Source organism: Streptomyces nitrosporeus (genome assembly GCF_008704555.1).
Classification (GTDB): Bacteria; Actinomycetota; Actinomycetes; order Streptomycetales; family Streptomycetaceae; genus Streptomyces; species Streptomyces nitrosporeus.
Map to the genome: position 1 here is coordinate 2,329,339 of NZ_CP023702.1, position 13,802 is coordinate 2,343,140.

The following is a 13,802-nucleotide window of genomic DNA, read 5'->3' on the forward strand; positions in this document are numbered from 1 at the left end:
GGGGTGGTGGGCAGTGGTCGTCAGGGACGAGCGTAGGCCCGGTCGAGTCATGCCTCGGGCCGAGGGACCTGTTCACCAGTATCCTTCGACCGTTTCACCGGGCTTCGTGAACGGTATCACAAACTATTTGATGAGGTCTTTACCCGAAAGGTGTGCCTGCTGTCACACGTGAGGGTTACCGAGCCCGTGTGTGCAGAGCATTGTGGCAATTCACATGCTAATGGGCTTTTGCGTCGAGGACGTCAACGGGCGGAATCAGCGCGATCGTGATCGGTGAGCCGCGAACGGGGGCCGATCGCTGTCGCTCCGTTGACGCCGGACACTCCGACGGTCACGGGAGTGCGCTCCGGGTCGTGGTCCGCGCCCTGTTCACCGGCCTGCCCACGGGGCCGGGAGGCCTCCGGGGAGCCCTCGCGGCCCTCCTGGCCGTCCTGGTCCTCCGCCACCCGGCGCCGGCGCCGGTAGCGGGGCGGGACGACGCGCTGGGCCCAGAGCGGGGCGCGGGGGGTGAAACGCGGCATCAGCAGGAGGACCAGGCCGACCGCGCTGAGCCCCACGACCACCAGCACGATCCACAGCGAGGTGGAATGCACCGAATAACCGACGGCGCCGAACGCGATCAGCGCGGACCAGAAATACATGATCAGAACGGAACGGCTGTGCGAGTGCCCGATCTCCAGCAGGCGGTGGTGCAGATGTCCGCGGTCGGCCGCGAAGGGCGACTGGCCGTTCCAGGTGCGCCGCACGACCGCGAGGATCAGGTCGGCGGCCGGGATGGCGATGATGGTGAGCGGCAGCAGCAGCGGGATGAAGACCGGCAGCATGGCGTGGGTCGCCTCGCGTTCACCGCCCGTGAAGAGCTTCATCACATCGGGGTCGACCTGACCGGTGACGGAGATCGCCCCGGCGGCCAGGACCAGGCCGATCAGCATGGAGCCCGAGTCCCCCATGAAAATCCGGGCGGGGTGCAGGTTGTGCGGCAGGAAGCCCAGCCCCATGCCCATCAGGATCGCGGCGAAGAGGGTGGCGGGGGCCGCCGCCTCGATTCCGTAGCCGTACCAGAGCCGGTAGGTGTAGAGGAAGAACGCCGCGGCGGCGATGCAGACCATGCCGGACGCCAGGCCGTCGAGGCCGTCGACGAAGTTGACCGCGTTGATGGTGATCACCACCAGCGCCACCGTGAGCAGGGTGCCCTGCCACTGGGTCAGGGCGACGGTGCCGACGCCGGGGATGGGCAGCCACAGGATCGTCAGGCCCTGGATGACCATGACGGCGGCGGCGATCATCTGGCCGCCCAGCTTGATCAGCGCGTCGATCTCGAACTTGTCGTCCAGGACGCCGATGAGCCAGATCAGCGCCGCACCGGACAGCAGGGCCCGTGGTTCGTTGGAGAGTTCGAAGACGCTGTTCAGGTTGTTCAGGTGGTCCGCGACCACCAGTCCCGCGCACAGCCCGCCGAACATGGCGATGCCGCCGAGCCGGGGGGTCGGCTCCCGGTGCACGTCACGCGCGCGGATCGCGGGCATCGCCCCGACGGCGATGGCGAACTTCCGCACCGGTCCGGTCAGCAGATAGGTCACCGCCGCCGTGACACAGAGCGTCAGCAGATAATCACGCACGGGCTGCCCCACAGAATTCGCCGGCCATCTCAGCCCCACACCCTAGTCCCAGGAACGAGGACACAAAGGTACGGGTGATGGTTGCACGGGGTTCGCCTACCCCGGATACGGGGGGTTGAGCGCGGCCAGCTCCGCCGCTTCGGCGCGCAGTGACGCGGTGTCACCGTCTCCTCGTACGGCCGCCCCGGCCAGGGCCGCGATCCGCCCCATCGTGCTCTCGTCGAGGCCCTGGGTGGTGACGGCGGCGGTGCCGAGCCTGAGGCCGCGTGCGTCGCCGTAGGGCAGCGCGCAGGTGTCGAGGACCAGACCGGCGGCCAGGAGCCGCTCGCGCGCCTGAGGGCCGTCCACGCCCAGCGGGGCGGGGTCCACGACGATCAGGTGGGTGTCGGTGCCGTCGGTGACCACGTCGAAGCCCTCGTCGGCGAGACCGGCCGCCAGGATCCGGGCGTGGGCGACGACCTGGTGGGCGTAGAGGGCGTAGGCCGGTGTCCCCGCCTCGCCGAAGGCGACGGCCTTCGCCGCGACGGTGTGCATCTGCGCGCCGCCCTGGGTGAAGGGGAACACCGCGCGGTCGATGCGCTCGGCCAGCTCGGCGCCGCACAGGATCATGCCGCCGCGGGGGCCGCGCAGCACCTTGTGCGTCGTGGCGCAGACCACGTCGGCGTACGGCACCGGGCTGGGGGCCGCTCCCCCGGCGATCAGGCCCATCGGATGGGCGGCGTCGGCGATCAGGTAGGCGCCCACCTCGTCGGCGATGTCGCGGAAGGTCTCGTAGTCGGGGTGGCGGGGGTAGGAGATGGAGCCGCACACGATGGCCTTGGGCCGCCGGGCGCGGGCCAGCGCGCGTACCTGGCCGTAGTCGATCAGCCCGGTGTCGGGGTCGGCGCCGTAGCCGGCGAAGTCGAACCAGCGGCCGGAGAAGTTGCCCGGGGCGCCGTGGGTGAGGTGCCCGCCGTACGCGAGTCCCATGGCCAGCACCGTGTCGCCGGGGCGCAGCAGCGCGGCGTAGGCGGCGAGGACGGCGGAGGAGCCGGAGTGCGGCTGGACGTTGGCGTGCTCCGCGCCGAAGAGGCCGGTGGCGCGGCGCACGGCGACGCGTTCGGCCGCGTCGGCGTGCTCGCAGCCGCCGTGGTGGCGGGCGCCGGGATAGCCCTCGGCGTACTTGTTGGCGAGCGGGGAGCCGAGGGCGGCGAGGACCGCGGGCGAGGTGAAGTTCTCCGCGGCGATCAGCTGGAGGGTGTCCGACTGGCGGTCCGCCTCGGCCAGCAGGATCCCGGCGACCTCCGGGTCCTGGTCGAGCAGGGCGTCGAAGTCCTGGGGCAGGGCGGCGCGGGGGGCGGGTGAGGCTGGAGTGGTGACCGGCATCGAGGGCTCCGGGCCTGGAGGAGGGGTGCGCGGGGGTCGGCACCAATGTAGGCCCGTGGCCGGGCCTGTGCCCGCCGCCGTGCGGCCCCGTACGCCGGTCGGCGCAGGGCGGGGCGCCGTGTCCCCCCGGGCGGGGGTCAGTGCGGGGCGCTGACCCCGGTCAGGGCGGTGACGACCGGGTCGAGGGCCTGGCTGATCTCGTCGCCCACCGAGCGGAAGAAGGTGATCGGGGCGCCGTACGGGTCGTGGACCTCGTCCGCCTCGGCGGTGGGGGCCAGCAGCCAGCCGCGCAGGGCCGCCGCGGCGCGCACCAGGGCGCGGGCGCGTTCGACGACGCCCTCCTCGCGGGCGTCGGGCAGCGTCGCCGGGTCGATGGCCCGGACGAGGCGGGTGAACTCCTTGAGCGTGAAGGTGCGCAGCCCCGCGGAGTGGCCCATGGAGATGACCTGGGCGCGGTGGTCGCGGGTGGCGGTGAGGACGAGGTCGGCGCGGATGACGTGCTCGTCGAGGAGTTCGCGGCCGGTGAAGCCGGTGGCGTCCGCGCCGAAGTCGGCGAGGACGACCTCGGCGTTGGCTTCCATGGGGGCGCCCTCGTGGCCCCAGGTCCCGGCGCTCTCGACGATGAGGCCGCCGCTGAGCGGGTCGCCGAGTCGGTCGGCCAGAGCGTGGCGGGTCAGCCGCTCCGTGATGGGGGAGCGGCAGACGTTGCCGGTGCTGACGTGGAGGATGCGGAAGGTGTCGCCCCTCCCCGCTATGCCACGCCCCTCGGGGGCCGTCAACTGGCCACCTCGAGGTCGGGGACCACCTTGCGGAGTTCCTCGACGGAGAGCGCGCCGGCCCGCAGGAGTACGGGCACCTTGCCGGTGACGTCGACGATGGACGACGGCACGATGCCGGGGGTCGGTCCGCCGTCGAGGTAGACGGAGACGGAGTCGCCGAGCATGTCCTGGGCGGCGTCGCAGGTCTCCGGCGAGGGGTGTCCGGTGAGGTTGGCGCTGGAGACGCCCATCGGGCCGACCTCGGTGAGGAGTTCGATGGCGACGGGGTGCAGCGGCATCCGGACGGCGACGGTGCCCCGGGTGTCACCGAGGTCCCACTGGAGCGAGGGCTGGTGCCGGGCGACGAGGGTGAGGGCGCCGGGCCAGAAGGCGTCGACGAGCTCCCACGCCTGTTCGGAGAAGTCGGTGACCAGGCCGTGCAGCGTGTTCGGGGAGCCGATCAGCACCGGGGTGGGCATGTTGCGGCCGCGGCCCTTGGCGGCGAGCAGGTCGGCGATGCCCTCGGAGCTGAAGGCGTCCGCACCGATCCCGTACACGGTGTCGGTGGGCAGCACGACCAGTTCGCCGCGCCGGACGGCGGACGCGGCCTCGCGCAGACCGGTCGTACGGTCGGTCGCGTCGTTGCAGTCGTATCGCCGTGCCATCAGCCGGCCTCCTCGGGCGTGTGCGGGTCTCGTGGACGGGTTTCTCGGGGTCGTGCGCGGTGCGGTGGGCGGGTCCGCGGGGTCACGGCAGGGCCTTGCGGGCCGTCGCGAACCGGGGCCGGTTGTTCAGGTCGGGGTGGTCGGCCGCGTCGGCCCAGCCGCGTTCCTCGGTGAAGATCCACGGCACCTGCCCGCCCTGGGTGTCGGCGTGCTCGATGACGACGACGCCTCCGGGGCGCAGCAGCCGGTGCGCGGTGCGTTCGATGCCGCGGATGGTGTCGAGGCCGTCCTCACCGGAGAAGAGCGCCATCTGCGGGTCGTGGTCGCGGGCCTCGGGCGCCACGTGCTCCCACTCGGTGAGCGGGATGTACGGGGGGTTGGAGATGACCAGGTCGACCTGTCCGTCGAGCTCGGGGAGGGCGCTCAGGGCGTCTCCCTGGTGAATGGTGACCCTGGACCCCTCGGCGTTCTTCCTGGTCCACCTGAGGGCGTCCTCGGACAGTTCCACGCCGTGCACCCGGGAGCGCGGCACCTCCTGCGCCATGGCCAGCGCGATGGCGCCCGATCCGGTGCAGAGGTCGACGATCAGCGGTTCGACGACGTCCATCGCGCGGACGGCGTCTATGGCCCAGCCGACGACCGATTCGGTCTCCGGGCGGGGCACGAAGACGCCGGGGCCGACCTGGAGTTCCAGGTAGCGGAAGAAGGCGCGTCCGGTGATGTGCTGAAGCGGCTCACGGGCCTCGCGGCGGGCGACGGTCTCCCAGTACCGGGCGTCGAAGTCGGCGTCCGGCACATGGTGCAGCTCGCCCCGCTTGACGCCGTGCACGAACGCGGCGAGTTCCTCGGCGTCGAATCGCGGGGAGGGGACACCGGCGTCGGCCAGCCGCTGGGCGGCCTGGGCCACCTCGGCGAGCAGCAGGTTCATCGCGGTTCTCCGTACGGGTTCACGGGCGGGGCGGGGGGCTTGCCGGGTTTACGCGGCGGCCAGCTTGGCGGCGGAGTCGGCGTCCACGCAGGCCTGGATGACGGCGTCGAGGTCGCCGTCGAGGACCTGGTCGAGGTTGTACGCCTTGAAGCCGACGCGGTGGTCGGAGATGCGGTTCTCCGGGAAGTTGTACGTGCGGATCTTCTCGGACCGGTCCACCGTACGCACCTGGCTGCGGCGCACGTCGGAGGCCTCCTGCTCGGCGGCCTCCTGGGCGGCGGCCAGCAGCCGGGACCGCAGGATGCGCATGGCCTGCTCCTTGTTCTGGAGCTGGCTCTTCTCGTTCTGGCAGGAGGCGACGACGCCGGTGGGCAGGTGCGTGATCCGGACCGCGGAGTCGGTGGTGTTGACCGACTGGCCGCCGGGGCCGGAGGAGCGGTAGACGTCGATGCGGAGGTCGTTGGCGTGGATCTCCACGTCGACCTCCTCCGCCTCGGGCGTGACGAGGACGCCGGCGGCCGAGGTGTGGATGCGGCCCTGGGACTCGGTGGAGGGCACGCGCTGCACGCGGTGCACACCGCCCTCGTACTTCATCCGGGCCCAGACGCCCTGGCCGGGCTCGGTGGCGCCGTTGCCGCCCTTGGTCTTCACGGCGACCTGGACGTCCTTGTAGCCGCCGAGCTCGGACTCGGTGGAGTCGATGATCTCGGTCTTCCAGCCGACGCGTTCCGCGTAGCGCAGGTACATCCGCAGGAGGTCGCCGGCGAACAGGGCGGACTCGTCGCCGCCCGCGCCCGCCTTGATCTCCAGGAGCACGTCCTTGTCGTCGCTGGGGTCGCGCGGGACCAGGAGCAGGCGGAGCTTCTCGGTGATCTCCTCGCGCTGCTTCTCCAGCTCCTTGACCTCGGCGGCGAAGTCCGGTTCGTCGGCGGCGAGTTCGCGGGCGGTGTCGATGTCCTCACCGGTCTGCTTCCAGGCCCGGTAGGTGGCGATGACGGGGGTCAGCTCGGCGTAGCGCTTGTTCAGCTTGCGTGCGTTCGCCTGGTCCGCGTGGACCGACGGGTCGGCGAGCTTCTTCTCGAGATCGGCGTGCTCGCCGATCAGTTCCTCGACCGCCTCGAACATCTCCGGGCTCCTGGTTCCGTGCTCATACGTCTGCGGGCCTGCTGGACGGTCTGCCGCGGGGCGGCAGAGCCGGAAAAAACGCCGGTCCCGGGGCCCGCAAGAGGGCCCCGGGAACCGGCGCAGTGGCTCGCTACTTGCCGGCGGTGCCGGCGGCCTTGCCGAAGCGGGCCTCGAAGCGGGCCACGCGGCCACCGGTGTCGAGGATCTTCTGCTTGCCCGTGTAGAACGGGTGGCACTCGGAGCAGACGTCGGCGCGGATGGCGCCGCCGTCGATGGTGCTCCGCGTGGTGAACGAGGCACCGCAGGTGCAGCTGACCTGCGTCTCGACGTACTCGGGGTGAATGTCGCGCTTCAAGGTGTCTCCTAGTTTCGGGAGGGCTCCGGGTCGTCCGCGCGGATTGCGCGTCCGTGAACCGGGGCCGACGTACCAGTCTGCCAGGACCGGCCGTATCTCCCAAAACGAGGGTTGCCCCCCGCCTATTCCCGTGAGTCCGCGGACACGTTCCGCGACGTCGCGGCGGGGGCCGGGGCAGTCGGGGGCCGGAGCAGCCGGGGGCGGGGTCCGGCTCAGCGGACGACCTCCGCGGCCTCGCCCTTGTCGCCCGCCGACCGCGCGGTGGCGGAGGCGGGGACGGGTTCGTCGTGGGCGAGGGCCGCCCACACCCGCGCGGTGGCCTTCTCCTGCGGGAGTACGCGGTTGGGGTCGGCCGGGTCGTACTCCACGGGCAGGGTGATCATCTCCACGTCCTCGGCGCCGAGGCCCGACAGGCCCTTCGCGAAACCGGCGAGCTTCTTGACGGAGCCCAGTCCCGAGTCGGTGGTGAGGGCCTTCGTCGCGGTGCCGGCGAGGCTCAGGAGGGTCTTCGGGCCGGAGAACAGCCCGATGCTCTTCGTCCGCTCCATCAGCGCCCTGACGAATGCCTGCTGGAGCTGGATGCGCCCCAGGTCGCTGCCGTCGCCGACGCTCTTGCGGGTGCGCACCAGCCCCAGCGACTGCTCCCCGGTGAGGGTGTGGGTGCCGGGCTCCAGGTGGAGACGGCTGCCGGCGTCGTCGATGGTCCGGGTGGTGGTGATCTCGACGCCGCCGAGTTCGTCGACGATCTCCTCGAAGCCGGTGAAGTCGACCTCGACGTAGTGGTCCATGCGGATACCGGACATCGCCTCGACGGTCTTCACCGCGCAGGCGGGGCCGCCGACCTCGTAGGCCGTGTTGAACATGGCGAGCCGCCGGCCCGCGACCTCCTCGCCGGTGGTGTCGCTGGTGCAGGAGGGCCGGTCGACGAGGGTGTCCCGGGGGATGGAGACCACCTGGGCCGAGGTGTGGCCCTCGCCGATGTGGACGACCATCGCGGTGTCGGCGCGCGCGGAGCCCTCGTCGGTGCCGTAGGCGGAGTTGGCGCCGGAGCGGGAGTCCGAGCCCAGCACCAGGACGTCCTCGGAGCCGTTGTCCGCGTCGTCGGGGCGGTCTGCGCCGAGCGCGGCGTCGATGTCGACGGCCTCGATGTTGCCGTCGAGGGCGACGTAGGCGTATCCGAGGCCGGCTCCGCCGGCGAGGACGGCGGTCGCGGCGGTCACCAGGGCGGCGGTCCTCAGACGCCTGCCCCGGGAGGGCTTCCGGCGTCGGCCGGTGCCGCGTATCCGGCCGGTTCCCCTGTTCTGCTCGCTCATCCCGCTCCCTCGTCGTGTTCCTGGCCGTCCCCCGTCCGTGGTCCCCCGCACGGTCCGGCGGGACCTCGGGCACGCCGGAGCAGCGAGCAGCGTCGCACAGACGGCTGTGGCCCCCGTCCGGGGACGGGGGCCACGCAAGAAACGGCTCGGACGGCCGGGTGTCCGGCTCTCACCTGCGCTTTCCCGCCCCCGGCGAGAGGCGCCGGGGGCGGGAGAACGCTGCCACGGGTGTGGCCAAGGTCTCGGATCAGCCGAAGAGGTTGTAGTTGTCCCCGCCGGTGCCCAGCAGCTTGCGGGTGCCGAAGATGGCGCTGCCCGGCTTGCCGGTGCCGGGGTAGAGGTACAGCTCCCCGCCCTTCACCCGGACGATGACGTCCGCGTGGCCGTCGCCGGTGAAGTCGCCGGTGGTGACCAGCGCGGTGGCCACGTCCCAGGTGCGGACGTGGACCTTGGTGCCGAACGGCGCGGAGGCGTTGCCGGTACCGGGGAACAGGTACAGCTTGTCGTTGACGCCGCGGGCGATGATGTCGGCCTTGCCGTCGTTGTTGAAGTCGCCGCTGCCGCGCACCATGTCGTAGTTCAGGCCGCCGCCGCCGATCTTGCTGCGGGCGGCGAAGGTGCCGTTGCCCTTGCCCGGGTACAGCCAGAAGCCGCCGGCCGAGTCGGTGGACAGCACGTCCGGGTGGCCGTCGCCGGTCAGGTCGCCGGGCGCGAGGATCTGCGTACGGCTGCCCCAGCCGGTGGCGAGCTGCTTGACCTGCCAGTCCTGGACCGAGGGGTCGTACCACTGCCAGTACAGGTTGCCGTCGTCGCCCCGGATCAGGAGGTCCTGGTAGTCGTCCCGGTTGAGGTCCGTCTGGAGCAGGACGTCGACGCCGTCCCAGCCGGTGCCGAAGGTGGCCTTCGTCATCCCGGTGCCGGTGGAGATGAACTGGTTCAGGGTCCCCGACTTGCGGGCCAGCAGGTCCGCGCGGTGGTCCCAGTTCAGGTTGGTGTCGTACGCACGGGCGTTGACGGCCGCGGTGTAGGTGCTCACCTTGCTGAAGACGCTGTAGGCGTCCTCGCCGACGCAGTCCTCGATGCCCCAGGAGACGATGCCGGCCAGCTTGCCGCCGACCACCAGCGGACCGCCGGAGTCGCCGTTGCAGGACCCCACGGTCTCCGCGTCGGTGGCGCCCGTCGTCCCGGCGCAGACCATGTGGCCCTTGACGAAGTAACCGCCGTACGAGTCGGCGCACGTGGCGTCCGAGACGATCGGTACGGTCGCCGAGCGCAGGGTCGTGGCGATGTCGTCGTTCGTCGAGGACGTCCGGCCCCAGCCGTAGACCTTCCCCTTGGTCCCGGCGGTGTAGAGCGCGGTGTCCGTGCTCGACGCCACGGGCAGCGGCTTGGCCGGGACGGCGTCGAACAGGGTGAGCACGGCGATGTCGTTGTCGGCGGCGCCCTGGTTGTCCCTGTAGAGCGGGTGGCTCCACTGGCGGTACGGGGTCGTCACCGTCTCGCCGTTGCCCGAGTTGGTGGAGCTCGTCCCGGTGACGACGAGACCGGAGTTCGCCCAGTCGTAGCCGTCGACGCAGTGGGCGGCCGTGGCGATCTTCGTGGGCGCGATGACCACGCCGCCGCAGAAGAACCCGAGGTCGTCGGACTCGTTGTCGGTGCCCTTGTTGTCGTAGTACCAGAGCTGCGCCATCCACGGGGCGGCGGAGATGGACGTCTCGGTTCCGCCGATGACCATGGGCGCCGGAGTGGGGCGGTCGCCGTCGGCGTACTCCGACGGCAGCAGGTTCTTCTGGTCCGCGGCTTTCGCGGCGGCCAAACGCTCGCGGAGCTCGGCCTCCGACGGCGCGGCCGGCCGCTGCTGCGCGGCCGTCAACTGCCCTTCGGGCTCGGCGGCCTGGGAACCGGTCGCGGTCAGGCCCGTGCCGAGGACGGCGAGGACGGTGACGGCCACTGCCGGTACTGCGCGTCTGAGCCGGAGCGTGTGCCGGCCCCCCCTGGTGCGTATCTGCACGCGGTGATCCTTCGCGTAGGGACCGGCAGTGCGCGACGGCCTGCCGGCGATGGGAACGGCAGGGGTACACAGGTCTGTCGACAGCACGGCGGCACGCGGCCGGGCTCCCGCCCCCGCGGCACCGCTTCGATGGCCCCCCGCCTCAACTGACGCAGATGTTACGCCAGTGCCAACAAGAGGGTGCGGAAACAATCAAAAAAGAAACCACCTCGTCACCGAGGTGGTTTCCTTCCTGCTTCCGTGCGTCCGCCCACGGGGCCGTCCCCGGCCCCGTGGGGGGTACGGCGTCAGTCGTTGCCGTTGCCCGGCGCCGGCGTCGTCTTCTGGATCTGGAGCAGGAACTCCGCGTTGGACTGCGTCTTCTTCATGCGGTCCAGGAGCAGTTCGATCGCCTGCTGCTGGTCCAGGGCGTGCAGCACCCGGCGCAGCTTCCAGACGATGGCGAGCTCCTCGCCGCCGAGCAGGATCTCCTCCTTGCGGGTGCTGGACGCGTCGACGTCCACCGCCGGGAAGATGCGCTTGTCCGAGAGCTTCCGGTCCAGCTTGAGCTCCATGTTGCCGGTGCCCTTGAACTCCTCGAAGATCACCTCGTCCATGCGCGAGCCGGTCTCGACGAGCGCGGTGGCCAGGATGGTCAGCGAGCCGCCGTCCTCGATGTTGCGCGCGGCACCGAAGAAGCGCTTCGGCGGGTACAGCGCGGTGGAGTCGACACCACCGGACAGGATGCGTCCGGAGGCCGGGGCCGCCAGGTTGTAGGCGCGGCCCAGACGGGTGATCGAGTCCAGCAGGACCACCACGTCGTGGCCCAGCTCCACGAGACGCTTGGCGCGCTCGATGGCCAGTTCGGCGACGGTGGTGTGGTCCTCGGCGGGGCGGTCGAAGGTCGAGGAGATGACCTCGCCCTTCACCGACCGCTGCATGTCGGTGACCTCTTCCGGACGCTCGTCGACCAGGACGACCATCAGGTGGCACTCGGGGCTGTTGACCGTGATCGCGTTGGCGATGGCCTGGAGGATCATGGTCTTACCGGTCTTCGGCGGGGCCACGATCAGGCCGCGCTGGCCCTTGCCGATCGGGGCCACCAGGTCGATGATCCGGGTGGTCAGGACGTTGGAGTCGGTCTCCAGGCGGAGCCTGTCCTGCGGGTACAGCGGGGTCAGCTTCTGGAACTCGGGCCGGCCGCGGCCGGTCTCCGGCGCCATGCCGTTCACCGAGTCGAGGCGGACCAGCGCGTTGAACTTCTCGCGGCGCTCGCCGTCCTTGGGCTGGCGCACCGCACCGGTGACGTGGTCGCCCTTGCGCAGGCCGTTCTTGCGGACCTGGGCCAGCGAGACGTACACGTCGTTCGGGCCCGGGAGGTAACCGGAGGTCCGGATGAAGGCGTAGTTGTCCAGGATGTCGAGGATGCCCGCGACGGGGATCAGGACGTCGTCGTCGGCCACCTGGACGTCGGTCGCGAAGTCGTCGCGGCCACGGCGGCCGCGGCGGTCGCGGTAGCGGCCACGGCGTCCGCGCCGGCCGCCCTCGTCGTCGTAACCGTCGTCCTGCTGGCCGCCGCCCTGCTGCTGCTGGCCCTGGCGGCGTCCGCCGCCCTGCTGCTGGCCCTGGTCGTCGCCCTTGCCGCGGCGGTCGCGCTGGCGGTCACGGCGGTCACCGCGGTCGCCACGGTCACCGCGGTCGCCACGGCGGCCTTCCTGGCGGCCGTCCTGACGGTCGCCGCGGCGGCCCTCCGCGGTGTCGGCGGCGGGCTCGGCCTTGGCGTCGCCCTTGGACTCCGCGCGCTCGTCGCCGCGGTCCTGGCGGCTCTCGGCCTTCGGCTCGGCCTGCGGCTCGGACGCGGTCTCGGCGCGGGGCGCCTCGGCCTTGGTCTCGGGGCTGCCCGCCTGCGCGGTCGCCCGGCGGCGGCGGCGCTCGCCCGCGGGCTGGTCGTCGCTGGCCGGCTGGCCCGGGATGTCGATCTGCTGCTGGGCGGCCTTCTCGGCCGGGGCCGGGGCGCTCTCGTCACCGGTGCGGGCCTTGGAGGTGGCACGCCGCTTGGGCTTGCCACCGTCCTCGGCGGGCGCGGCGGCGGTCTTGGCGGCGGCCTTGGGCGCGGCCGTACCGCCGGCCTGCGCCTCCTTGATGACCTCGATCAGCTGGCCCTTGCGCATCCGCGCAGTTCCCCTGATGCCGAGGCCGGACGCGACCTGCTGCAGCTCGGCCAGGACCATGCCCTCGAGGCCGGTGCCGGAGCGGCGGCGCCGTGAGGTGGTGCCAGTGGCAGCACCTTCGGCGGGCGCGGCGCTGTCGACGTTCTTGTCGGCAGTCACGCCCATCAGATCGGTGGTGTCGCTCACGAAGGGTCCTTCCCTGGAGCGGACGTCGGCCTTCTGGCTCGGCGACCGGTTGTGCTGTCCGGCTGGAGTCTGTTGATCGTGTCGATCGCGGACCTTGCCGGGGCGGTGGTCCGCCGGGATACGGCGGAGAGATGAATGTGCGGGGTTCCGGCGCGAGATCCCCCTGCTCGGCCCACTCCTGGACGAGCAAGAGGGTGTCGTGCCGGTTCCGGAGCGTGCTCGAAAGCTCAGGCAGGCTGCTCAGGCAGTCGGGGAGGCTCCCGGAAGAGTGGTGGTCCCGAAGGGGGACGCGAAGCAATGCGCCACGAAGACGTCGATTGCTGACTTGAGGTTAACACTACCGGCTCCAACAAACATTCCCCCTCTCGTGCACCGGCAATCACGTACGCCTACGGAGCGAGCGGCAGTACGCTCGCCCCCGCCGCGTCGAGGGTGAGCCGGTCGGCGGCCCAGCCCTCGCCCGCCAGCAGGGCGACCTTGTCGGCGGACGCCTCGTCCGCCAGGGCCAGCACGGTCGGCCCCGCGCCGGAGATGACGGCCGGCACGCCGTCGGCGCGCAGCCGGTTCACCAGCTCGACGCTCTGCGGCATGGCCGGGGCCCGGTACTCCTGGTGGAGCCGGTCCTCGGTGGCCGCGAGCAGCAGTTCCGGGCGGCGGGCCAGGGCCTCGACGAGCAGGGCGGCACGGCCGGCGTTGAGCGCGGCGTCCACGTGCGGCACGGTGCGCGGGAGCAGACCGCGGGCGGTCTCGGTGAGCACCGGGGTGGACGGGACGAAGACCACCGGGACGACGGATCCGGCGGGGTCCATCCTGATCGCACGGGCCGACTGCCCGTCCATCCAGGCGAGGGTGAAACCGCCGAGCAGGCAGGCGGCGACGTTGTCCGGGTGGCCCTCGATCTCGGTGGCCAGCTCCAGCAGCGCGGCGTCGTCGAGGCGTGCCTCGCCGCCGGTCGTCACCGCGCGGGCGGCGACGATGCCCGCGCAGATGGCGGCCGAGGAGGAGCCGAGGCCGCGGCCGTGCGGGATGCGGTTGGCGCAGACGATCTCCAGGCCGCGGGGCTGCCCGCCGAGGAGGTCGAAGGCGGTGCGCAGGGAGCGGACGAGCAGATGGCTCTCGTCGCGGGGCAGCGTCTCGGCGCCCTCACCCGCGATGTCGATGTGCAGTCCGGAATCGGCGACCCGGACGACGACGTCGTCGTAGAGCCCCAGCGAGAGGCCCAGGGCGTCGAAGCCCGGGCCCAGATTGGCGCTGGTTGCGGGGACGCGCACCCGGACGGCGGCGGCTCGGAAGGCGGGACCGGCCATCGGTTGGACGACTCTTCCTG

General features: G+C 71.8%; 11 protein-coding genes. All 11 read right to left on the reverse strand.

Annotated features, from left to right (window positions below):
• Positions 1-242: 242 nt before the first annotated feature.
• The gene (locus tag CP967_RS10010; RefSeq protein ID WP_190174976.1) at positions 243-1,631 is read right to left on the reverse strand and encodes an MraY family glycosyltransferase; all 1,389 of its coding nucleotides are present in this window, start codon (positions 1,629-1,631) and stop codon (positions 243-245) included.
• Between the two features lie 84 nt (positions 1,632-1,715).
• On the reverse strand, positions 1,716-2,984 hold the full coding sequence (locus CP967_RS10015) for a serine hydroxymethyltransferase (RefSeq protein ID WP_150487640.1): 1,269 nt from the start codon (positions 2,982-2,984) through the stop codon (positions 1,716-1,718).
• Between the two features lie 137 nt (positions 2,985-3,121).
• Positions 3,122-3,763, reverse strand: coding sequence for an arsenate reductase/protein-tyrosine-phosphatase family protein (locus CP967_RS10020; protein ID WP_150487641.1), 642 nt, complete (start codon positions 3,761-3,763; stop codon positions 3,122-3,124).
• A complete protein-coding gene (locus CP967_RS10025) occupies positions 3,760-4,407 on the reverse strand; it encodes an L-threonylcarbamoyladenylate synthase (RefSeq protein WP_150487642.1) in 648 nt (215 codons plus the stop codon). The genes CP967_RS10020 and CP967_RS10025 overlap by 4 nt, the downstream gene beginning before the upstream one ends.
• 82 nt (positions 4,408-4,489) lie before the next feature.
• On the reverse strand, positions 4,490-5,335 hold the full coding sequence (gene prmC, locus CP967_RS10030) for a peptide chain release factor N(5)-glutamine methyltransferase (protein ID WP_150487643.1): 846 nt from the start codon (positions 5,333-5,335) through the stop codon (positions 4,490-4,492).
• 48 nt (positions 5,336-5,383) lie between these two features.
• The gene (gene prfA / locus CP967_RS10035) at positions 5,384-6,460 is read right to left on the reverse strand and encodes a peptide chain release factor 1 (RefSeq protein ID WP_150487644.1); all 1,077 of its coding nucleotides are present in this window, start codon (positions 6,458-6,460) and stop codon (positions 5,384-5,386) included.
• A 130-nt stretch (positions 6,461-6,590) separates the two neighbouring features.
• Positions 6,591-6,815, reverse strand: a complete 225-nt coding sequence (rpmE, locus tag CP967_RS10040; RefSeq protein WP_014048339.1) for a 50S ribosomal protein L31 — start codon at positions 6,813-6,815, stop codon at positions 6,591-6,593.
• 212 nt (positions 6,816-7,027) lie between these two features.
• On the reverse strand, positions 7,028-8,128 hold the full coding sequence (locus tag CP967_RS10045) for an LCP family protein (protein ID WP_150487645.1): 1,101 nt from the start codon (positions 8,126-8,128) through the stop codon (positions 7,028-7,030).
• A gap of 247 nt (positions 8,129-8,375) precedes the next feature.
• Positions 8,376-10,079 (reverse strand): trypsin-like serine protease, encoded by a 1,704-nt coding sequence (locus tag CP967_RS10050; RefSeq protein WP_229888188.1) that lies wholly within the window; start codon positions 10,077-10,079, stop codon positions 8,376-8,378.
• A 347-nt stretch (positions 10,080-10,426) separates the two neighbouring features.
• Positions 10,427-12,475, reverse strand: coding sequence for a transcription termination factor Rho (gene rho / locus CP967_RS10055; RefSeq protein ID WP_150487647.1), 2,049 nt, complete (start codon positions 12,473-12,475; stop codon positions 10,427-10,429).
• Between the two features lie 389 nt (positions 12,476-12,864).
• Positions 12,865-13,782 (reverse strand): homoserine kinase, encoded by a 918-nt coding sequence (gene thrB / locus CP967_RS10060; RefSeq protein ID WP_150487648.1) that lies wholly within the window; start codon positions 13,780-13,782, stop codon positions 12,865-12,867.
• Positions 13,783-13,802 lie beyond the last annotated feature (20 nt).